Origin of the sequence: Janthinobacterium sp. RA13 (assembly GCF_000745325.1) — a bacterium.
Classification (GTDB): domain Bacteria; phylum Pseudomonadota; class Gammaproteobacteria; order Burkholderiales; family Burkholderiaceae_D; genus Janthinobacterium; species Janthinobacterium rivuli.
This window is the reverse complement of record NZ_JQNP01000001.1, coordinates 2,160,895-2,181,232: the sequence shown is the minus strand read 5'-3', so window position 1 is coordinate 2,181,232 and position 20,338 is coordinate 2,160,895. Positions and strand designations below refer to the sequence as shown.

General features: G+C 62.3%; 19 protein-coding genes. 9 read left to right on the top strand and 10 right to left on the bottom strand.

What is annotated here, in order from left to right; all coding sequences use genetic code 11:
• Positions 1-123 precede the first annotated feature (123 nt).
• Positions 124-606 (top strand): chemotaxis protein CheW, encoded by a 483-nt coding sequence (locus FG13_RS09590; protein WP_035820393.1) that lies wholly within the window; start codon positions 124-126, stop codon positions 604-606.
• Positions 607-644: 38 nt separating this feature from the next.
• Here the strand turns inward: FG13_RS09590 and FG13_RS09585 are convergent, their stop codons facing one another.
• The 8 genes from FG13_RS09585 to dapC form a co-directional block, all read right to left on the bottom strand.
• A complete protein-coding gene (locus tag FG13_RS09585; RefSeq protein WP_035820391.1) occupies positions 645-2,636 on the bottom strand; it encodes an ATP-binding cassette domain-containing protein in 1,992 nt (663 codons plus the stop codon).
• Between the two features lie 104 nt (positions 2,637-2,740).
• Complete coding sequence (gene prmB / locus FG13_RS09580; protein ID WP_035820389.1) at positions 2,741-3,631, bottom strand: 50S ribosomal protein L3 N(5)-glutamine methyltransferase; 891 nt, start codon at positions 3,629-3,631, stop codon at positions 2,741-2,743.
• A gap of 56 nt (positions 3,632-3,687) precedes the next feature.
• A complete protein-coding gene (dapE, locus tag FG13_RS09575) occupies positions 3,688-4,824 on the bottom strand; it encodes a succinyl-diaminopimelate desuccinylase (protein WP_035820386.1) in 1,137 nt (378 codons plus the stop codon).
• Between the two features lie 40 nt (positions 4,825-4,864).
• Complete coding sequence (locus FG13_RS09570) at positions 4,865-5,221, bottom strand: ArsC family reductase (protein WP_035820383.1); 357 nt, start codon at positions 5,219-5,221, stop codon at positions 4,865-4,867.
• A gap of 330 nt (positions 5,222-5,551) precedes the next feature.
• The gene (locus FG13_RS28895; RefSeq protein ID WP_051958834.1) at positions 5,552-6,268 is read right to left on the bottom strand and encodes a hypothetical protein; all 717 of its coding nucleotides are present in this window, start codon (positions 6,266-6,268) and stop codon (positions 5,552-5,554) included.
• A 109-nt stretch (positions 6,269-6,377) separates the two neighbouring features.
• The gene (locus FG13_RS09560; RefSeq protein ID WP_035820381.1) at positions 6,378-7,925 is read right to left on the bottom strand and encodes an FAD-dependent oxidoreductase; all 1,548 of its coding nucleotides are present in this window, start codon (positions 7,923-7,925) and stop codon (positions 6,378-6,380) included.
• 122 nt (positions 7,926-8,047) lie between these two features.
• A complete protein-coding gene (gene dapD / locus FG13_RS09555) occupies positions 8,048-8,875 on the bottom strand; it encodes a 2,3,4,5-tetrahydropyridine-2,6-dicarboxylate N-succinyltransferase (protein WP_035820379.1) in 828 nt (275 codons plus the stop codon).
• Positions 8,876-8,893: 18 nt separating this feature from the next.
• A complete protein-coding gene (gene dapC, locus FG13_RS09550; protein WP_035820377.1) occupies positions 8,894-10,123 on the bottom strand; it encodes a succinyldiaminopimelate transaminase in 1,230 nt (409 codons plus the stop codon).
• A gap of 186 nt (positions 10,124-10,309) precedes the next feature.
• Here dapC and tsaB point away from each other — a divergent pair, with 186 nt between their 5' ends.
• From tsaB to FG13_RS09530, 4 genes are read left to right on the top strand one after another with little or no spacing between them, the layout of a single operon-like run.
• The gene (tsaB, locus tag FG13_RS09545) at positions 10,310-11,035 is read left to right on the top strand and encodes a tRNA (adenosine(37)-N6)-threonylcarbamoyltransferase complex dimerization subunit type 1 TsaB (protein ID WP_035820375.1); all 726 of its coding nucleotides are present in this window, start codon (positions 10,310-10,312) and stop codon (positions 11,033-11,035) included.
• Positions 11,032-11,529 carry a ribosomal protein S18-alanine N-acetyltransferase gene (gene rimI / locus FG13_RS09540; RefSeq protein WP_051958832.1) on the top strand — a complete coding sequence of 166 codons (498 nt, stop codon included), beginning with the start codon at positions 11,032-11,034 and terminating at the stop codon, positions 11,527-11,529. The genes tsaB and rimI overlap by 4 nt, the downstream gene beginning before the upstream one ends.
• On the top strand, positions 11,526-12,401 hold the full coding sequence (locus tag FG13_RS09535) for a uracil-DNA glycosylase (RefSeq protein ID WP_035820373.1): 876 nt from the start codon (positions 11,526-11,528) through the stop codon (positions 12,399-12,401). The genes rimI and FG13_RS09535 overlap by 4 nt, the downstream gene beginning before the upstream one ends.
• The gene (locus tag FG13_RS09530; RefSeq protein WP_035827780.1) at positions 12,397-13,332 is read left to right on the top strand and encodes a DUF1853 family protein; all 936 of its coding nucleotides are present in this window, start codon (positions 12,397-12,399) and stop codon (positions 13,330-13,332) included. The genes FG13_RS09535 and FG13_RS09530 overlap by 5 nt, the downstream gene beginning before the upstream one ends.
• Before the next feature lie 62 nt (positions 13,333-13,394).
• On the opposite strand, the gene lplT is transcribed toward FG13_RS09530, so the two are convergent.
• A complete protein-coding gene (gene lplT / locus FG13_RS09525; RefSeq protein ID WP_035820370.1) occupies positions 13,395-14,657 on the bottom strand; it encodes a lysophospholipid transporter LplT in 1,263 nt (420 codons plus the stop codon).
• Between the two features lie 247 nt (positions 14,658-14,904).
• On the opposite strand from lplT, the gene alr reads away from it, so the two are divergent.
• The 4 genes from alr (at position 14,905) to fliD (ending at position 19,519) form a co-directional block, all read left to right on the top strand.
• A complete protein-coding gene (alr, locus tag FG13_RS09520) occupies positions 14,905-15,996 on the top strand; it encodes an alanine racemase (protein ID WP_035820368.1) in 1,092 nt (363 codons plus the stop codon).
• A gap of 79 nt (positions 15,997-16,075) precedes the next feature.
• A complete protein-coding gene (gene radA, locus FG13_RS09515; protein ID WP_035820366.1) occupies positions 16,076-17,452 on the top strand; it encodes a DNA repair protein RadA in 1,377 nt (458 codons plus the stop codon).
• Between the two features lie 131 nt (positions 17,453-17,583).
• Positions 17,584-17,904: a PilZ domain-containing protein gene (locus FG13_RS09510; protein WP_268747011.1), complete on the top strand. Its 321-nt coding sequence runs from the start codon at positions 17,584-17,586 to the stop codon at positions 17,902-17,904.
• A gap of 229 nt (positions 17,905-18,133) precedes the next feature.
• Entirely contained in the window at positions 18,134-19,519 is a 1,386-nt protein-coding gene (gene fliD, locus FG13_RS09505; RefSeq protein WP_035820362.1) for a flagellar filament capping protein FliD, read from the top strand.
• Here the strand turns inward: fliD and FG13_RS09500 are convergent.
• Entirely contained in the window at positions 19,516-20,316 is an 801-nt protein-coding gene (locus FG13_RS09500; protein WP_035820360.1) for an AraC family transcriptional regulator, read from the bottom strand. The genes fliD and FG13_RS09500 overlap by 4 nt on opposite strands.
• Between the last annotated feature and the right edge of the window lie 22 nt (positions 20,317-20,338).

The window sequence follows — 20,338 nt, the reverse complement described above, 5'->3', positions numbered from 1 at the left end:
GCCGATAATGTCCTCCGGGAAAGTTGATGTTTCTCAACGCCGTTCGCGGTGATGCTGGTTAGCATGGGGCCAACATTGCGCCACTGCGCATCCTGGCAGCGCTTACCGGACGAAAGGAACACCATGCAGCCCACGACCACGCCTGGCGCCGCAACGACCCAATACCTGACGCAGTACTTGAGCTTCCGGCTGGGCGGCCTGGAATACGGCCTCGATTACCGCCGCGTGCGGGAATTGCGTCCGCTGAAGGAACTCGACCGTTTTTCCTCGGAAGGGGAAGTGCTGCACAGCGTGGCCGTCTCGCGCGGCGTGATCATCCCCATCGTCGACATGCGCGCCGCGTTCGGCAGCGCCCACTGCGCGCCCGACCCGGCCACGGACGTGATCATCTTGCAGCTGAGTAATGGCGTGATGGGCATGGTGGTCGATGGCGTCACCGATATCGTCAGCCTGGCGCCCGGCGACATTGCCGCCGTGCCCGGCCTGGGCGAGGCGGAAGCCGATTACCTGCTGGGCCTGGGCACGGTGGCGGGGCGCCGATTGATCCTCGTCGATATCGACCGCCTGATGGCGATCCGCAGCCCCAGCCCCATGCAGGCAGCCTAAAAAAAAGACGACCCGGAAGTCGTCTTTGTATTTTGGCGTTAGCCGAGTTTCTCTAATTGATCCTGCAAGTCCAGCCATTCCGCTTCCAGCTGCGCCAGATCCTTGGTGAAGAAGGTCTGGTCGGCCAGCAATTGCTTCAATTTCGCCTTGTTGGCGGCGTCATAGATGGTCGGCTCGCCCAGTTTGGCGTCGGTTTCCGCCTTTTGCGCATTGCGCTTGGCGATCTGCTCTTCCTGGCGCTTGATCTTGTTTTCGATCGGCTTGCGCAGGGCGGCCGTTTTCTGGCGCTCTTCCGCTTCCTTGCGCTTGTCGCGTACGGGCGCGGCAGGGGCTGCTGCGGCAACGACGGGCGAGACCACGGGGAAATCGGTCTTGTTGGCCTTGCCGGCGGCCGGCAGCACATCGGTACCTTTACCCAGCTTGGTCTTGAACAGCCAGTCCTTGTAGTCGTCCAGGTCGCCGTCGAACGGTTGCAGCTTGCCGTCGGCAACGATGATGAATTCGTCGGTGGTGGCGCGCAGCAAATGGCGATCATGGGACACGACGACCAGCGTGCCTTCGAACTGGGCCAGCGCTTCCGTCAGCGCTTCGCGTGTTTCCAGATCCAGGTGATTGGTCGGTTCATCGAGCAGCAGCAGGTTCGGGCGCTGCCAGACGATCAGGGCCAGCGCCAGACGGGCTTTTTCGCCGCCCGAGAACGGCGCGATCGAGGCGGTGACCATGTTGCCGGGGAAGTTGAAGCCGCCGAGGAAGTTGCGCAGTTCCTGCTCGCGCACGGTCGGGGCGATCTTGGCCAGATGCCACAGCGGCGATTCGTCGTGGCGCAGCATTTCCACCTGGTGCTGGGCGAAGTAGCCGATGTTGAGGCCCTTGCCCATGGTGGCGTCGCCCGTCAGCGGCATCAGTTCGCCGGCGATGGTCTTGATCAGGGTCGATTTGCCGGCGCCGTTCTGGCCCAGCAGGCCGATACGCTGGCCGATCTGCAGCGAAAACTTGATGCCGTTGACGATGGTCTTGTGCGTGATCTCGCCCGTCGCTTCGTTTTCGATCTTGTAGCCAGCATCGACGTCTTCCATCACCAGCAGCGGGTTCGGCGCGCTCAAGGGTTCGCGGAATTCGAACGAGAATTCGGCGGCGGCGCGCAATGGCGCCAGCTCTTCCATCTTCGCCAGCGCCTTCATGCGGCTTTGCGCCTGGCGGGCCTTCGATGCTTGCGCCTTGAAGCGGTTCACGAACGATTCCAGGTGGGCGCGCTTGCGCTGCTGCTTTTCCAGCGCGCCGGCAGCCAGGATCATCTGCGCCGCGCGTTGGCGCTCGAAGCTCGAATAGTTGCCCGAATAGCGCTTCAGCTTGCGCTCGTCGATATGCACGACCACGTTGACCACTTCATCGAGGAAGTCGCGGTCATGGGAAATGATCAGCAAGGTGCCGGCGTAGCGCTTGAGCCAGTCTTCCAGCCAGATGATGGCGTCCAGATCCAAATGGTTGGTCGGTTCATCGAGCAGCAGCAGGTCGGATGGGCACATCAGCGCTTGCGCCAGGTTCAGGCGCATGCGCCAGCCGCCGGAGAAACTGGCGACAGGTTGCTGCATCTGGTCCAGGGTAAAGCCCAGGCCCAGCAGCAATTGCTCGCCGCGCGACTGCACGGTATATGCGTCCGCATCGGCCATGGCGCTGTAGATTTCGCCGATGGCGATGCCGTTTTCCGACGTGGCCGGCTCCGATTCCAGGCGCGCCAGTTCCGCTTCCAGTTTGCGCAGGGTGATGTCGCCATCGATCGCGTAGTCGAGCGCGGCACGGTCCAGCGGCGGCGTTTCCTGCGCCACGTAAGCCACGCGCCATTTGGCCGGGAAATCGATCTCGCCCTGGTCAGGGTGCAATTCGCCACGCATCATGGCGAACAGGCTCGATTTGCCCGCGCCATTGGCGCCGATCAGGCCGATCTTGTCGCCCGGATTGAGGGTGACATCGACTTGTTCGAGCAACGGTTTGATGCCGCGCATCAGGCTTACTTGTAGGAAACGTATCATTTTTTTCTTTGTGTTTTAACCCAAAGGCGCAAACCTGGGGTCGTACCCTGAGGGTACGACCCCGGCATTTTCTGTTGGGTTGAGTGAGGTCGTGCGTTTGTCAATTAAACCAGCTTCAACTGCTCGGCCGTCAGCAGGAAGACCATGTCGTCGCCGGCGCTCGTCGTCAGCCAGGTCAGGCCCAGCTCGCCGAAGGCCGCTTCCGCGTATTCGCGTTCATTGCCGATTTCAATCATCAGGATGCCGTCGTCCGTCAGGCGTTCGGCCGCGCCGGCGATGATCTTGCGCACCAGGTCCATGCCGTCGCTGCCGCCGTCGAGGGCGATTTGCGGTTCCGCCAGGTATTCCTGCGGCAGGGCGCCCATCGACGCGGAATTCACGTACGGCGGGTTGCTGATGATCAAGTCATATTTCTTGGCCGGCACGTTGGTGTACAGGTCCGATTCGATCAGGGTGACGCGGTCCTGCAATTTGTACGTGTCGACGTTGCGCTTGGCCACGGCCAGCGCGTCGGCCGAAATATCCACGGCGTCCACGGTAGCGTTCGGGAAGGCGTCGGCCATCATGATCGACAGGCAGCCCGAACCGGTGCACAGTTCCAGGATGTTTTCCACGGCTTCCGGCTCCGCCACCCATGGCGAGAAGTATTCAGGAATCAGCTCGGCGATGAAAGAGCGGGGCACGATCACGCGCTCGTCCACGTAAAAGTTATACGTACCCAGCCAGCCTTCCTTGGTGATGTAGGCGGCCGGCACGCGGTCGATGCTGCGGCGGTCGATGACGCTCATCACGCTGGCCACTTCCGACGGCAGCAGCTTGGCGTCGAGGAAAGGTTCGAGCTTGTCGAGCGGCAACTTCAACGTGTGCAGGATCAGATAGGCCGCTTCGTCGAACGCTTCGGCGCTGCCGTGGCCGAAAAACAGCTTGGCGGTATTGAAACGGGTAACGGCGTAGCGCAGCAGGTCGCGTGGCGTGGAAAACGGGTTCGGGGTCATGGCATTCTCGAAAAGACGGTGTTCTGGCCCGCCGTGACGGGCCTCGGTATTCTGGTTCAGACGGGCAGCAAATGCTCCAGCGTGCGCCGGTAAATATTCTTCAGGGGATCGATGTGGCGCAGTTCGATGTGCTCGTCGATCTTGTGAATACTGGCATTGGGCGGCCCGAATTCTATCACTTGGGGGCAGATTTGCGCGATAAACCGGCCATCCGAGGTGCCGCCCGTGGTCGACAGCTCCGTCGTGAGGCCCGTTTCTTCGAGGATGGCGGCGGACAGCGCGTCGCTCAAGGTGCCGCGCGGCGTGAGGAAGGGCAGGCCGCTCAGGGTCCATTGCAAATCGTACTGCAAGTCATGCTTGTCGAGGATGGCGTGCACCCGCTCCTGCAGGTTTTCCGCCGTGCTGGCCGTGGAAAAGCGGAAGTTAAAGTCGATCACCATGTCGCCGGGAATCACGTTATTCGCGCCCGTGCCCGCGTTGATGTTGGACATTTGCCACGAGGTCGGCAGGTAATACTCGTTGCCGGCATCCCATTTCTCTTCGACCAGGTCGGCCAGCGCCTGCGCCGCTTCGTGGATCGGGTTTTTCGCCAGGTGCGGATAGGCGATGTGACCCTGCACGCCCTTGATGGTCAAACGGCCCGACAGTGAACCGCGGCGGCCGTTCTTGATCATGTCGCCCAACTGCGCGCTCGAGGTCGGCTCGCCCACCAGGCAATAGTCGATCTGCTCGCCGCGCTCTTTCAATTTGTCGCAGACGATGACGGTGCCGTCCGTGGCCGGGCCTTCCTCGTCGCTGGTGATCAAAAAGGCGATCGAGCCCGTGTGCTCAGGCGTGGCGGCGATGAACTCCTCGCAAGCGACCACCATGGCGGCGATCGAGGTCTTCATGTCGGCCGCGCCACGGCCGTACAGCTTGCCGTCGCGGTGCGTGGGAATGAAGGGCAGCGAGCGCCATTGCTCGACGGGGCCGGTCGGCACCACGTCCGTATGGCCGGCAAAGACGAATACGGGCGACGTGGTGCCGCGGCGCGCCCACAGATTGGTGACGTCGTTCGACTGTATCGTTTCGCAGACAAAGCCCAGCGGCGTGAGGAGGTCGATCAGGTGCTGCTGGCAGCCCTTGTCGTCGGGCGTGACCGAGGACAGGGCGATCAGTTTTTCGGTCAGGGCGAGGGTTTTGGAGGTGGTCATGGGTATGGTCGTGCCGGCAACATCGTGGTCAACTAGGGGGTTACAGCGAGAAAATGGTCTTGTACTGCGCATCCGAAAACGCCACGCTGAACTGGCCATCCTTGTCCAGCACAGGACGCTTGATGATGGACGGGTTTTCCAGCATCAGCTCCAGGGCGCTGGCCGCGTCGACGGTGGACGCCTTGCGCTCGTCGGACAGGGCGCGCCAGGTCGTGCCTTTCTTGTTGACCAGCACATCCCACGGCAATTGCTGCAGCCACGCTTCGACTGTAGCGCGTTCCAGGCCCTGCTTCTTGAAGTCGTGGAAAGTGAAATCGAGTTGTTGCGCGGCCAGCCAGGTGCGGGCCTTTTTGACGGTATCGCAGTTGGGGATACCGTAGAGTGTAATGGTCGTCATGGGTAGGGCTAAGGGGAGTGAATGCGGTTCGCTTGATCGCGGCGCTTGCGCCAGGGAAAAATACGATGTTAGCCGACATTATACAGTCGATGCGCAGTCGATGCGGCAGTGCAACAAGGTTGCATGATCCTGGCAGATTCAGTGCCAGGCGCTGCGGATGCCAAGCGGAAGGTGCCGAAGCGGGCCGCCGCCTGTGGGTGGGGATCGTCGAAGCGGTAGGTGTTCGCCCTGCCGAAATACGGTTCGCCCGTGGCATGGCCGGAGACACGGTACAGCGCTGCGGGCAGTTGCGGCAGACGGGGCAGGCGCAAGGTTGCCACGGTCGCGCGGTTATTCGTCAGCGTAGGCGCGGGCGGCCGCCATCACGGCATCGAGTTTGCCTTTGGCCAGGGCTTCCAGCGGCGACTTGCCGCCCAGCGACAGGCGCGGAGCGATAAAAAAATCCCATTTGGCGGCGCCCGGCAAGTCGCCGAGGATTTTGCTGATTTTTTCCAGGATGTGGCGGTCGTGGCGGGGATCGGCGAAAAATGCCGGATAGACATATTCGCCCGAAGCGCCGCGCAAGGCGAACAGGCGTCTGGCTTTGAGTGCCGCACTGAGCGCCTGCGGCGTGACTTCCAGCCGGGCGCGCAGTTCGGGGCCAGACAGCAAGCTGTGCGAGGCCAGGTCTTTTTGACGCTGCTGCCGCTCCTGCCCTTCCAGGCCGCGCATGAATTGCCGGGTATTGATGTGTCCTGCATGCGCGCCGATATCAGAGGCCCGGTTCAGCTCGCGTTCGGCGACGATATCGAGGTCGCGCCGCATTTGCGCCAGCAGCGCGGGCCGGTCGTCGCGCGGCACGGCGTCCAGCAGCGATGCATAGGCTTCCTGGAACGTATCTTGTGCAATGTTAAAACGCAAGCCCGTGGCATTGGGAGCGAGTGCATCCGCCAGCTGCCTGGCCAGCGAGGGCGCGGCTGGAGCATGCCCGGTGCCGGTGGCGGCCTCATCAATCGTACCGGTGTCGCCATCGCTGACAGGGGAGCGTGTGTTCGATGTGTTCGACATGGCTGTCTCCTTGAAACGCATGTTTCAGCATAGGACACGAAGTCAAACAAAGCAAACAAAGCAAGGAAATTAAATTCCCCACTTTGATTTGCCACAAACCTTGGCTGGCCTACACAGGCCGTGGCGCCGCCTTGCTCGAGTCGGCCGGGCCGAAATGAAGGCCAAGTCGCAAGGCCAGGGCGCGCAGGGCGCCGCTTTCCTGCTGGTGCAGGGCCAGCGCGATATGGCCGTCGGGGCGCACCAGGTAGGCCGCGTCGCGGCCCAGGCCGGCCAGCTTGGCGGCCACGTTATAGGTGTAGCAATGCACGGGCAGTTTCAGCACGCGCGCCTCGTCCAGCAGTTCGGGCGCCGCTTCGCCATAGATGTGCAATTGCCAATCCATGCTGCGCAGAGCCGTAAAATTGTCTTGCGTGCCGTCCGAGAACCAGGGCAGGCGGTCGCCGCCGCGCAGGTATTCCGCATGGCCGGCGGAGAGGGCGCTGTCTTCATAATGGATCTGAATTTGCGACACGGTCTGGAACAGTAAACGGCGCGCGCGCGCGAAGCCCGAGAGGAAGGGCAGCGCGTGCGGCACCAGCCAGCGCCGCAGGAATTGCCCGGCAATGCCTTGCGCGACGATGGCCTGGAAGGCGCGGTCGGTGGTGGCGACGAGCTTGCGGGCAAACACGATGCGCTCGCTTTCATAGGTGTCGAGCAGGGCGTCGTTGCTTTGTCCGCGCAGCTTTTGCGCCAGTTTCCACGCCAGGTTGACGGCGTCGCCCAGGCCCGTGTTCATGCCCTGGCCGCCCACGGGGCTGTGCAGGTGGGCCGCGTCGCCGAGGATGAAGCAGCGCCGTTCGCGAAATTGCGCCGCCACCCGGTGGTGCACTTTATACGTGGAAAACCAGTTGATTTGTTCGACTTGGATGCCCAGCAAGTTTTCCACGTCGCCACGCACATCGTCGAAGACGGGCGCGGGGGCGCCATCGGGGCGGTCGGGCAGGATGCCGATCAGGCGCTGCATGCCGCTGGTGCGCACGGGCAGCATCAGCGCAAATGAGTTCGCGCCCAGGTGGGCGTGCAAATCCGTGTTCTTGCCAGCCACTTGCGCGTCGGCCACGTAATACAGGTGGTCGTAGGTGCCGCCGGAAAAGTCGAAACCGGCGATCTCGCGTACCTTGCTGCGGGCCCCGTCGCAGCCGCAAATATAGTTGAACGTGCAATATTGGCGTTCGCCGTCCTTGAGCAGGATGGCTTGCACTTCGCTATCGTCCTGTGTCCACAGGTCCAGCGCCACGTTCCATTCCACGTGCACGCCGGCCGCCGCCAGCTTGCTGATGAGGAAGCGTTCATGCTCGTCCTGCGGCAGGCTCAGCACAAAAGGGTAGGGGCTCAGCCCTTCGCCGATCTCGCCCAGCGCCAGTTTCACCAGCTCCTCGCCACCTTCATGGATGTGCATGGCATTGATCTTGATGCCCAGGCTGACCAGCTCGTCGGCAAAGCCCAGCTGCTGGTAAAACTCCAGAGTGCGCGCATGCACGGCCATGGCCCGCGACGCCTGCCCGGGACCGCTATTTTTGTCGATGATGCGGCAATCGACGCCATGGCGCGCCAGGCGCAAGGCAAGCATGAGGCCGGTAGGACCGGCGCCGACGATCAGGACGGGAGGTGTATTCATGCCATCCAGTATAGGACAGGATGGGGGATGGCTGCACGACGATTGAAGTTGCCAGTCGGCAATGAAAATGTCCCGCCGAAGCGGGACATTCAGGGTGCTGCGTGCGCCTCGCGGCGGAGTGATTAAATCCCGCGCAGCAACTCGTTGATGCCGGTCTTGGCGCGGGTTTTTGCATCCACGCGCTTGACGATCACGGCGCAGTACAGCGAGTACTTGCCATCTTCCGAAGGCAGGTTGCCCGACACCACGACGGAACCGGCTGGCACGCGGCCGTAGGTCACTTCGCCCGTGGCGCGGTCGTAGATCTTGGTCGACTGGCCGATGTACACGCCCATCGAGATGACCGAGTTTTCTTCGACGATCACGCCTTCGACGATTTCCGAACGGGCGCCGATGAAGCAGTTGTCTTCGATGATGGTCGGGTTCGCTTGCATGGGTTCCAGCACGCCGCCGATGCCGACGCCGCCGGACAGGTGGACGTTCTTGCCGATCTGCGCGCAGGAGCCGACGGTGGCCCAGGTGTCGACCATGGCGCCTTCATCGACGTAGGCGCCGATGTTGACGTAGGACGGCATCAGCACGACGTTCTTGGCGATGAAGCTGCCGCGGCGGGCGACGGCTGGCGGCACCACGCGGAAACCGCCCTTGACGAAGTCTTCCTTGGTGTAATTGGCGAACTTGGTCGGCACCTTGTCGTAGAACTGCATCGTGCCGTCCGACGGCAGGACGACGTTGTCTTCCAGGCGGAACGACAGCAGCACGGCTTTCTTGACCCACTGGTTGACCACCCAGTCGCCCGTGGTTTTTTCGGCCACGCGGATGCTGCCGTTGTCCAGGCCATTGATGACGTGGGAGACGGCGTCGCGCAGTTCGGCCGTGCCGTTGCCTGGATTGATCTCGGCGCGGTTTTCCCAGGCCTGGTCGATGATGGTTTGCAGTTGTTGGCTCATGATGATGTCTTGTTTAATTTAGTTGGTTGATGCGGATGCGGAAAGCTGCTGGCAGAATTTTACTATGCGCAACGCTGCTTCCAGCCCTTCGGCCGTTTCAGCCACCAGGGCCATGCGGATGCGGTTGCGGCCCGGATTGATGCCGTGTGCGTCGCGCGCCAGGTAGCTGCCAGGCAATACCGTCACATTATATTCGGCGTACAGGCGTTGCGCGAATTCGGTGTCGGACAGTCCCGTGCGGCTGACGTCGGCCCACAGGTAGAAGCCGGCGTCCGGCAATTGCACGTCCATCACCGATTGCAGCAGCGGCGTGATGGCGTCGAACTTGGCGCGGTACTTGGCGCGATTTTCCTCGACATGGGTTTCGTCGTTCCAGGCCGCGACGGAGGCCGCCTGCACGGCGGGGCTCATGGCGCCGCCGTGGTAGGTTCGGTAGAGCAGGAATTTTTTCAGTACTTCGGCATCGCCGGCCACAAAGCCCGAGCGCATACCCGGCACGTTCGAACGCTTCGACAGGCTGGAAAACACCACCAGGCGCGCATACGGGCGCTCGATGGTGGACAGGCCCAGCATGTGCGCCGCCTGCAGCGCGCCCAGCGGTGGTGTGTCGCCGTGGTAAATCTCGGAATAGCACTCGTCGGCGGCGATGACGAAATCGTAGCGTTCGGACAGGGCGAACAGGTGTTCCCAGTCCGTCAGAGTCAGCACGGCGCCAGTCGGGTTGCCCGGCGAACACAGGAACAGCAACTTGACCTTTTCCCACACGCTGGCCGGTACGCTGTCGTAGTCGCAGCCGAAATTGCGCGCCGGGTCGGAATTGACGAAATATGGTTCGGCGCCGGCCAGGTAGGCCGCGCCTTCATAGATCTGGTAAAACGGATTCGGGCTGATCACGAGCGAACCGGCCGATGGATCGATCACCGTTTGCGCCAGCGCAAACAGCGCTTCGCGCGAACCGTTCACGGGCAGGATTTGCGTGGCAGGATTGAGCTTTGGGATGCCATAGCGGCGCTCGAGCCAGCCGGCGATGGCGGTACGCAAGGCTTCCGAACCGATGGTGGTCGGATAGCTGGCCAGGCCGTGGATATTGTCGGTCAATGCCTTTTCGATGAACGGCGGCGTCGGGTGCTTGGGTTCACCCATGCCCAGGCTGATGGGCGCATATTCGGGATTGACCGTCACGCCGGCAAACAGCTGGCGCAGCTTTTCAAACGGGTATGGTTGCAGTTTAGCAAGAAGTGGATTCACGGAACGGACCAGGGCAAGAGTGGGGTGATAGTGTCGCGTATGGATTGCCGGGCATGGCGCAATGACGCCGGTCAAGCAATCAGCTTAGCCTTTTATTATAGCCGTCCTCGCGCACGGGCTGTGCAAGTAGGCTGTTGTTGACCTGCACGGCATGCCGCTTCCGGGCCTGGCAAGGTAAAATACGCTATGTCTACCTTACTTCCCACACTGCTTGCTATTGAAACCTCGTCCGAACTCGCCTCCTGCGCCTTGTTGCGCGGCGATGTCGTCCTGTCCCGCGCCTCGTCGGGCGTGCGCACCCATTCCCAGTCCATCTTGCCCATGGTGCAGGAATTGCTGGCCGAAGCGGGCGTGACCCTGGCCGACGTCGACGCCGTCGCCTACGGCTCCGGCCCCGGCTCGTTTACGGGCGTGCGCACGGCTTGCGGCATCGCGCAAGGCCTGGCCTACGGCGCCAATCTGCCCGTCGTTCCCGTCGTCACGCTCGACGCCATGGCCCTCGCGTGCCACCAGCAGCATGGCGCGCAACGCATCGTGACCGTGCTCGACGCCCGCATGAGCGAAGTGTACTGGGCGCAATACGATTACCAGGATGGCTTGCAGATTGTTTCGCCACCGGCCCTGAGCGCGCCGGCCGGCGTGGCGCCGCAAGGCGAGGTCACAGGTTGCGGCAACGGTTTTAGCGCCTATGCCGACGCCCTGGCCGCGCTGCCATGTGCCGCCAGCGCGGACGCGGCCATCATGCCGCACGCCGTGCAAGTGGCGCAGCTGGCGCGCATCGCATTTACTTCCGGGCAGTTCGTGACGGCGGCCGAGGCGCAGCCTTTGTATTTGCGCAACAAGATCGCCTACACGAGTGCGGAACGCCTCGACATGCAGGCCGCCAAGGCCGCTGCGGAGTCGGCGCAATGATGGAAGCGGGCAAGGACAAGGACAGCGCGGCAGGCTGGGACTTGCTGCGCCTCGACTATCAGCCGATGCAGGAAGCGGACCTGTTTGAAGTGCTGGCGCTGGAACAGCGCGTGTATCCGCATCCCTGGACGCACGGCAATTTCGTTGATTCGCTCAAGAGCGGCTACCCGGCCTGGGTGCTGCGCGACGTGGATGGCACCTTGCTTGGCTACTTCTTGCTGATGCTGGTTGTCGACGAGGCGCACTTGCTCAACGTGGCCGTCGAGGGCGCCATCCAGGGCCAGGGCCTGGGCCGCTTCCTGCTGAACCAGTCCTGCGCCTGCGCGCGCCAGCTGGGCATGGAATCGATGTTGCTGGAAGTGCGCCCGTCGAACGTGCGCGCGCTCGACATCTACCAGCGTTATGGATTTGAACAGATCGGCCGGCGCAAGGGATACTATCCGGCCAGTAACTCGCAACGTGAGGACGCCATCGTGATGCGTTATACCTTATGAGCCGCAGCGCCGTTTTCCTCGATGAAATGGGCGTCGGCCCCCTGTGGCGCTTGCGCCAGGGTGCCGCAGCCGAGGCCGTTGATGTCGTCGAAGCTCCCGTGGAGGTGGAAGTTGCCGTGGCGGCGCCTGTGGCAGAAGCCGTGGAAGCCGTGATCGAGGTAGTTGCTGAGGCGGTCGCCGAGGTGCAGGCCGAAGCGCCCGTTGCTGTTGTCGCTACGCCAGCTCCCGCCGCCGAGCCGGACGACACGGCCTGGTTCGACGATGCGCCGCCACCGCCGCCCGTCAAACAGCTGAGCGATGCCGATATCGCCGTCCTCGACTGGGAGGGCTTGACGGCCGCCGTCGCCAAGTGCGCGCGCTGCGATCTGTGCAAGACGCGCAAGGGCGTCGTCATGGGGCGTGGCGACCGCCAGGGTGATTGGTTGATGCTGGCCAGCAGCCCGTCGCGCCTGGAAGAGCGCGAAGGGCGCGCCTTGCCGGGCGAGCAGGGCAAATTGCTCGACAATATGCTGAAAGCCATCGAAGTCGACGCGGGCAGCGGCGTGTACATCACGCACTTGCTGAAATGCCGTCCGCTGGACGAGGCCGGGCAGGAACGCCTACCCACCGAATCGGAGTCCGCCGCCTGCCGCCCGTACTTTGAGCGCGAACTGGCCCTGCTGCAGCCGCGCACCATCGTCACCCTCGGTTCGATGGCCGCCGCCGGCATCAATCCCGGCGAAAAACCCGTGCGCGGCACGGTGCGCCAGCTGGGCAATGCGTCCGTCGTGGCCACCTTCCATCCGGAAATGTTGCTGCAGGACGAGACGGGCAAGGCCAAGGCCCGTGCCTGGGCCGACCTGTGCCTGGCGAAAAGCACGCACGGTGATTGAGGCGGACGTCGGCAGCTTCCAGGCCCGTTTCGAGCGCCGCTGGGGACATTTGACGCATCCTCGCGTGCGCGCGCTGGCCTGGCTGCTCGACTCGCCCGATTTGCTGGACCCGGCCAGCCGCCACTGGGGCGGACGGATTGCCAGCCTCGCGCCCGTCACGCCTGCCTTGGCGGCGTGGCTGGGGGCGCTGCAGGATGACCCGTCGCCGCTCGATGCGGCGCTGGGGCCGAAATTCTATTCCCGCCTGGGCCTGTATGCTGAAAAGCTGCTGGCCTTTTATTTTGAGCAGCATGGACTGTTGCAAGCGCATGGCTTGCAAGTGCAGGTCAACCGCAACGACACGGTGGGTGAATTCGATTTTCTGCTGCATGATGGAGATGGCTTGCTGCACTGGGAATTCGCCACCAAGTTCTACCTGCTTGAAGGCGCGCCCGATCCGGGTGTCTTCAACCACTTGATCGGCCCCAACCTGGCCGATACCCTGGGCTTGAAGATGCGCAAAATTCTCGACAAGCAATTGGCCTTGTCCCGCCATCCTGCTGCGCAAAGCTTGCTGTCGCAGCCCGTGCGCGCGGCGCAGGCGCTGGTCAAGGGCTGGCTGTTCTATGCACCGGGCGCCACGCCCGCCATGGACGGCATTTCCCCGGAACATGGACACGGCTTCTGGTGTACGCCGGCGCAACTGCCGCAGCAGCGCTACGTCGTGCTGCCGCGATTGCAATGGCTGGCGCCATACAAGGGGCGCAATGAGGAAGTGCTGGACGTCGATGCCTTGCGCGCGCGCTTGTTTGATCTGGCGCAACCGGTGATGGTGGCCGCAGTGGATACTATCGAAGGCTGGGAAGTGGAGCGCACGCGCGGTTTTGTCGTGCCCGCTACCTGGATTGAGCAGGCTGCCGCGCGGCGGATTGCCGGCGCGCTACCAGCTTAGGTCCTGTAGGTCGTGTAGGTCGGATTAGCGGCGGCACGCCGCGTAATCCGACACCACCCTAATTAATGTTTCTGCTCGCCAATCAGCGACAGATTGTCGTGCTCCGCCTGGTTCAGCTTGTGCCTGCGCATGATCATGTACATGGTGCCGGCGACGAACAGGCCGAACAGGGTGATGATGATGTTCAGCGGCAGGTGCAGACGGATCATGATGGAGTACACGGCCAGCATGGTGAGAATCGACAGGTTTTCGTTGAAGTTCTGCACGGCGATGGAATGACCTGCGCTCATCAGCACGTGGCCGCGGTGTTGCAGCAGAGCATTCATTGGCACGACGAAGAAGCCGGACAGGGCGCCGATCAGTATCAGCAGCGGGTAGGCGATCCACACGGAATGCACTTGCGTCATCATCATGACGATGACGCCCATGGCGATGCCCAGCGGAATGACTGTCAGCGATTTGCGCAGCGGAATGAAGCGCGCCGACAGTACGGCGCCGGCGGCCACGCCGATGGCGACCACGCCCACCAGGCTGGTCGCCTTGTCGAATGGCATGTTCAACGATTGCTTGGCCCACTCCAGCACGATCAGTTGCAAGGTGGCGCCGGCGCCCCAGAACAGGGTCGTCACGGCCAGGGTGATCTGGCCCAGCTTGTCTTTCCACAGGATGGAATAGCAATTGGCAAAATCGGTAATCAGTTTGATAGGATTGCGTTCCTGGTGCGGATACACGCAGCCCGTGTCGGGAATCTTCAGGTTGGCCAGGGTTGCCAGTACATAAATGCCGACCACCACGCACAGGGCCGCTTCCGTCTTGTTGGTGATGCCCGTGTCGATCAGGGGGAAGTCGAAGGACAGTAGCATGTCGGACACGTGGCCGCTGACGAGTGCGCCGCCCATGACGGTGCCGAGGATGATGGAGGTGACGGTCAAGCCTTCGATCCAGCCATTCGCCGCCACCAGTTTTTCCGGCGGCAGCAGTTCCGTCAGGATGCCGTACTTGGCGGGCGAGTACACGGCCGCGCCAAAACCGACGACGGCGTAGGCCAGCAGCGGGTGTACGTGGAAGAAGACGAGGGCGCAGCCGAAAATCTTGACCATGTTGGCGATGAACATGACCTTGCCTTTTGGCAATGCATCTGCGAAGGCGCCGACAAAAGCGGCCAACAGCACGTAAAACAGCACGAATGACAGTTTGAGCAGTGGCGTGATCCACGCCGGTGATTTCATGGACACCAATAAATCGACGGCGACAAAAAAGAGGGCGTTATCTGCCAGCGAGGAAAAGAACTGCGCCGCCATGATGGTATAAAAACCACGATTCATTCTGGAATGCCTGAAATCATATCTGGCTTGCTTTATACCACGAAAAAACGGCAAACCCCAAGTTTGGAAGGGGCTGCTTTGCATAGTCTTGTCTAAGTGAACCTTAATTATTCTGCCGTAGAAAAATACACATACATGTAAGCATTTTATAAATGATGTCCTCTGCACACGACCGTCGGCGCCTGCCATGTCACCATACGGTGCATCCGGTAAAATACGGCTTTCCCACTCGCCGTACACGACGCATATGCCCAGGCCCCTCATCGCCACCATCCATCTCGATGCCATGCAACACAATCTGGCGCGCGCCCGTGCCGGCGCCCGCGGCGCCAACGTGTGGGCCGTCGTCAAAGCGAATGCCTATGGCCACGGCCTGGAACGGGCCATGCGGGGCTTTGCCGAGGCCGATGGCCTGGCGCTGGTCGAGGTCGATTACGCCGTGCGCTTGCGCGAACTGGGCTGGACCAAGCCCATCTTGCTGCTGGAAGGTTTTTTCGACGCCAGCGATTTGCTGGTCATGGCGCAGCACAAACTGAATGGCAGCGTGCATTGCGAAGAACAGATCGCCATGCTGGCAGCGGCGCGCCTGCCACACGCCATCGATGTGCACCTGAAAATGAACACGGGCATGAATCGCCTGGGCTTCACGCCGGATGCCGTGGCGGGTGCGTATGCGCGCCTGCGCGCCATCCCGCACGTCGGCACGATCACCCTGATGACGCATTTCGCCAATGCGGATGAGGCGGCGCCCACGCGCTTGCCGTTAGAGCAGCAGATGCTGCGTTTTGAAGCGGGCGCGGCCAGCATTGGCACAGCCTTGCCGCGCAGCCTGTGCAATTCGGCCGGCCTGCTGATGCACCATCTGGACAGCGACTGGGTACGTCCCGGCATCATGCTGTATGGCGGCACGCCCAGCGGCGCTCCCGGCGGCACCTCGGCGCAGGCGTTCGGCTTGCTGCCCACCATGACCTTGCGCAGCAGCATCATCGGCATCCAGGATATCGCCGCTGGCGACGTGGTCGGCTATGGCAGCCGTTACGAAGCGGCCGGCAATATCAAGGTGGGCGTGGTGGCATGCGGCTATGCGGATGGCTATCCGCGCCACGCGCCCGAAGGCACGCCGGTGCTGGTCGACGGCGTGCGCACGGGACTCATCGGCAGGGTGTCGATGGACATGCTGATGGTCGATCTGACGCAGGTTCCGGGCGCAAAAGTCGGCAGCGCCGTCACCCTGTGGGGCCAGGGCATGCCGATCGACGAAGTGGCGCTGGCCGCCGGCACCATCGGCTACGAGCTGATGTGCGCACTGGCGCCCCGCGTTCCGGTGATCGAGGCGTGACCTCGCCACCTTGTTTGTATATACTGTGAATCTACTGTATATATAAACAGCATTATTCCTTACCCGGGCAAAGTACACCATGGCAAAAGTCAAGACCGTCTACACCTGCAGCGACTGCGGCGCCGTCAGCAATAAATGGATGGGGCAATGCACCTCGTGCAACCAGTGGAATACCATGGTGGAAAGCCTGCCCGAAACGGGCGGCAACAACCGCTATTCGAATCCGCAGCACATGTCGCTGGCGCAAACGGCGCCCGTGCTGTCGCTCGACGATATCGACGCCATCGACGTGCCCCGTTTCGGCACGGGCATCGAGGAATTCGACCGCGTGCTGGGCGGCGGCATGGTGGCTGGCGGCGTCGTGCTGATCGGCGGCGACCCCGGCATCGGCAAGTCGACCCTGCTGCTGCAGGCGCTGGCCAACATGTCACACCACAAACGCGTGCTGTACGTCAGCGGCGAAGAGTCCGGCGCCCAGATCGCCCTGCGCGCCAAGCGCCTCGTCATCGATGCCAAGGAACTCAAATTGCAGGCCGAGATCCAGCTGGAAAAGATCCTGTCCACCTTGAACGACCTGAAACCGGAAGTGGTGGTGATCGACTCGATCCAGACCGTGTATTCGGATGCGCTCAGCTCGGCGCCCGGTTCCGTGGCGCAAGTGCGCGAATGCGCTGCCCAGCTGACGCGGGCGGCCAAGCAGACGGGCGTGACCATCATCTTAGTCGGCCACGTGACGAAAGAGGGCGCGCTGGCCGGCCCCCGCGTGCTCGAGCACATCGTCGACACGGTGCTGTATTTCGAGGGCGACGCCCATTCCAGCTTCCGCCTGGTGCGCGCCATCAAGAACCGTTTCGGCGCCGTCAACGAACTGGGTGTGTTCGCCATGACGGAAAAGGGCTTGAAGGGAGTGTCGAACCCGTCCGCCCTGTTCCTGTCGCAGCACGATAACCAGGTGCCCGGTTCCTGCGTGATGGTGACGCAGGAGGGCACGCGTCCGCTGCTGGTGGAAATCCAGGCCCTCGTCGACACGAGCCACTTGCCCAATGCGCGCCGCCTGTCCGTCGGCCTGGAGCAGAACCGCCTGGCCATGCTGCTGGCCGTGGCGCACCGCCACGCGGGCATCGCCGCGTTCGACCAGGATGTGTTCATTAATGCCGTCGGCGGCGTGAAAATCACGGAGCCGGCGGCCGACCTGGCCGTGTTGCTGGCGATTAACTCGTCGATGCGCAACAAGCCGCTGCCACGGGGATTGGTTGTGTTTGGCGAGGTGGGTCTGGCCGGCGAAATCCGCCCCGCGCCACGGGGCCAGGAGCGCTTGCGCGAAGCGGCCAAGCTGGGCTTTACCCTGGCCGTGGTGCCGAAGTCGAACTTGCCCAAGCAGGTGATCGAAGGCCTCAAGGTCATCGGCGTCGAGCGCATCGACGAAGCATTCAATAAATTGCGCGATCTGGAGTAACAGTTGGTATGGTTTAAATGCCAAGCTTGAGACAAGTCAAACAAAATTTCCGTTTGGAACTATAATATTTGTCCGATGGATTCACCCAGTGAATCCGCATCGACAATGCATAGTTAGAGAAGCGGAATATAGTGTCAGTTGAGCAAAGGCAGGGCGCACGCAAGATATTGCGTGCCAAGGCAATGTTGGTAATGGATGGCGCGGGTCCCGTGGCGGCGCGCACGCTTGATGTGGGGCCGGGCGGGATGGCGGCCGTCATCGCGGAGCCGGTGCCGACAGGCAAGCATGGCAAGGTGCTGTTCGAGCTGTTTTACGATGGCGCGGCGCACATCATCGAGGCGCGCGTGTCCGTCTCGCACTGCATTTTCAGCAGCGCAGGTTTCAAGGTGGGACTCACTTTTCTGCAACTGGACATGGCCGTCAGCAGCGCCATTTCGAAATTCATGCGCTGAGGAAATCCGGGAGGATGCTGCAGGTGAAATGCGCTAAAATGGTGCATATGGGTTTGCAGTCAGGAAAAACTTGTTCTGTTCGCTGTTTTGATATTCCGGTAATACTGCATAATTATCAACCAGAAGAGGGACGCCGCCGCGCCATGCGCGCCTGCCGTCCGTCTCCAGCGCAGCACGGTCACGACCTGAACCGTGCGCCTTGACCTTACACCCGACGGGAACGCCTACCATGTTTAATTCGACCATCAACAGCAGGGCTTACACCAACAACACGCAGCAGACGACGCAGGGCAATATCTCGGCCGATGTTTATGCGAAGGTGGAGCGCCAGATGCAGTCGCAGAACACGGGCGTCGTCAAGCTCAACGCCAGCCTGGCGCGCGACCAGGCCAAGTTCTCGGGCCTGGGCCAGCTGCAATCGGCGCTGGCAAAATTCCAGACCGTGGCCAAGAACATGGCCGGCAGCGGCTTGGCGACATCGGCCACGTCCAGCGCCAAGGATGTGCTGAGCGCCACCACCACCGACAAGGCCGCCAGCGGCAGCCATGAACTGAACGTCAAGCAACTGGCGCAGGGACAGACCCTGCTCAGCGGCGCGCAGAAATCCTCGAGCGCGCCTATCGGCACCGGTGCGCCCGCGCTGGTCAAGATTGAAGTGGGTTCGGCCGACGGCAAGCAATTTACGCCCGGCAGCGGCAAGATCATTTCGCTGACGATTGACAGCAGCAACAATAGCCTCGACGGCATCGCCGCCGCGCTCAAGCAGCAGGGCATCGACGCCAGCGTGGTCAAGGGTCCCGATGGCTACTCGCTGGCCTTGAACGGCAAGAGCGGCGCCGACAGCAGCATGCGCATCAGCGTGTCCGGCGACGCGGCCGTCAGCAACTTGCTCAGCTATGCGCCCGGCGCCGGCAAGGGCATGCAGCAGACCGCCGCGGCGCAGGACGCGCTGCTGACCGTCGACGGCAAGGAGATCAAGAGCGCCACGAATACCCTGACGACCGCCGTCGAGGGCGCCACCATTGAATTGAAGAAAAAGGGTGTGACGGATCTCGTCATCGCCAAGGACAGCAGCCAGATCGCGACCAACGTGGCCAGCTTCGTCACGGCCTACAATGAACTCAACAGCAAGCTGCAGAGCTTGCAGCAGGGCGACTTGAAGTCCGACACGGCCCTGGGTCAGGTGCGTTCGCAGATGGAGCAAGTACTGCGCACGGCCAGCACGGGCGTGCCATCGTCGGTGCTCGGCAGCGCCGGCGTGACCCTGGGCAAGAGTGGCGAGCTGGTGCTCGACGATAAAAAACTCAAGGCGGCCATCGCGGCCGATCCGGACGCCGTCAGCAAGATGTTTACCAATAACGGCAAGGGTGTGGCGGATCAGTTCGTCAGCAAGATCGGCGAGCTGACGGGCGAAACGAGCATCATCCGCAAGGAAGTGCAGACGGTCGGCAAGGACATCACCACCCTGACCAACAAGAAAGCCGTGCTGGCCAAGGCGCTGACGGCCCAGGCGCAGGCGCTGGTGAAAGCGTATTCGGCGCAGGAACAGATGGGCACGAACTCGGCCTTGCCGGGTTACACGGGCAAGAACTCGCTCTTCGACTTCATGGCCTAAGAGCGCTCGCCCTGGGCAAAGAAGGCTGACGGCGAGCTGCCGAAAGTCTTCTTGAACATGGCGGAAAAGGCCGACTGGCTGGCGTAGCCCAGTTCTTCGGCCACCTGCGACAGCGGCACGCCGCGCGCGATCAGTGGCGCCGCGTGCGCCAGGCGTACCTGCTGGCGCCACTGGCCAAAACTCATGCCCAATTCTCGTTCGAACAACCGCGCCAGGGTACGCTCCGAGGCGCCGACCTGCTGCGCCCAGTGTTCCAGCGTCTGGTTCAAGCCCGGTTTCTCGATCAGGCTGTCGCACAGGGTTTTCAGGCGCTTGTCGCTGGGCAAGGGCACGCGGATGGGATGCGTGGCCGAGCGTTTCAATTCATCGAGGATCAGTTCGGCCAGCAGCGCCTCGCGCGCCGGTTCCTGGCCCGGGTCCAATTGCTCCAGCGCCATGATCAGCTGGCGCAGCAGGTTCGATACTTCCAGCACCTTGCAGTCCTGGCCCGCGAACGGCGCGCGCGCGGCATGGATGCATAGTGGCCGCAAACGGGTTTTTTCCAGTATCGTGACGGCATGCTCCACGTTGGGCGCGATCCAGATGGCGCGCATGGGTGGCAGCACCCAGCTGCTGTTGTTGGCGGTGATGCGCAGCACGCCTTCGAGCGCCATCGTGACCTGCCCCCAAGGATGGCGATGCGGCAAGAGAAATTCATCGGTTTGCAGGTCGCGCGCGACCATCGTCACGGGGATGGTCGCGCTGGGCGCTTCCCGTGGCGGACACATGCGGGTATGGTGGAGGATAGGTACACCCATCAGCTTGGCCTTAATTCGATAA

Bases quoted from the DNA above. Each gene is read 5' to 3' on its own strand.
- FG13_RS09560 (WP_035820381.1), bottom strand. From the start codon at position 7,925: ATGAATACACCTCCCGTCCTGATCGTCGGCGCCGGTCCTACCGGCCTC.
- FG13_RS09500 (WP_035820360.1), bottom strand. From the start codon at position 20,316: ATGGGTGTACCTATCCTCCACCATACCCGCATGTGTCCGCCACGGGAA.
- tsaB (WP_035820375.1), top strand. From the start codon at position 10,310: ATGTCTACCTTACTTCCCACACTGCTTGCTATTGAAACCTCGTCCGAA.
- dapE (WP_035820386.1), bottom strand. From the start codon at position 4,824: ATGACCACCTCCAAAACCCTCGCCCTGACCGAAAAACTGATCGCCCTG.
- FG13_RS09590 (WP_035820393.1), top strand. From the start codon at position 124: ATGCAGCCCACGACCACGCCTGGCGCCGCAACGACCCAATACCTGACG.
- FG13_RS09570 (WP_035820383.1), bottom strand. From the start codon at position 5,221: ATGACGACCATTACACTCTACGGTATCCCCAACTGCGATACCGTCAAA.
- dapD (WP_035820379.1), bottom strand. From the start codon at position 8,875: ATGAGCCAACAACTGCAAACCATCATCGACCAGGCCTGGGAAAACCGC.
- fliD (WP_035820362.1), top strand. From the start codon at position 18,134: ATGTTTAATTCGACCATCAACAGCAGGGCTTACACCAACAACACGCAG.
- lplT (WP_035820370.1), bottom strand. From the start codon at position 14,657: ATGAATCGTGGTTTTTATACCATCATGGCGGCGCAGTTCTTTTCCTCG.
- rimI (WP_051958832.1), top strand. From the start codon at position 11,032: ATGATGGAAGCGGGCAAGGACAAGGACAGCGCGGCAGGCTGGGACTTG.
- FG13_RS09535 (WP_035820373.1), top strand. From the start codon at position 11,526: ATGAGCCGCAGCGCCGTTTTCCTCGATGAAATGGGCGTCGGCCCCCTG.
- FG13_RS28895 (WP_051958834.1), bottom strand. From the start codon at position 6,268: ATGTCGAACACATCGAACACACGCTCCCCTGTCAGCGATGGCGACACC.
- prmB (WP_035820389.1), bottom strand. From the start codon at position 3,631: ATGACCCCGAACCCGTTTTCCACGCCACGCGACCTGCTGCGCTACGCC.
- FG13_RS09585 (WP_035820391.1), bottom strand. From the start codon at position 2,636: ATGATACGTTTCCTACAAGTAAGCCTGATGCGCGGCATCAAACCGTTG.
- alr (WP_035820368.1), top strand. From the start codon at position 14,905: ATGCCCAGGCCCCTCATCGCCACCATCCATCTCGATGCCATGCAACAC.
- radA (WP_035820366.1), top strand. From the start codon at position 16,076: ATGGCAAAAGTCAAGACCGTCTACACCTGCAGCGACTGCGGCGCCGTC.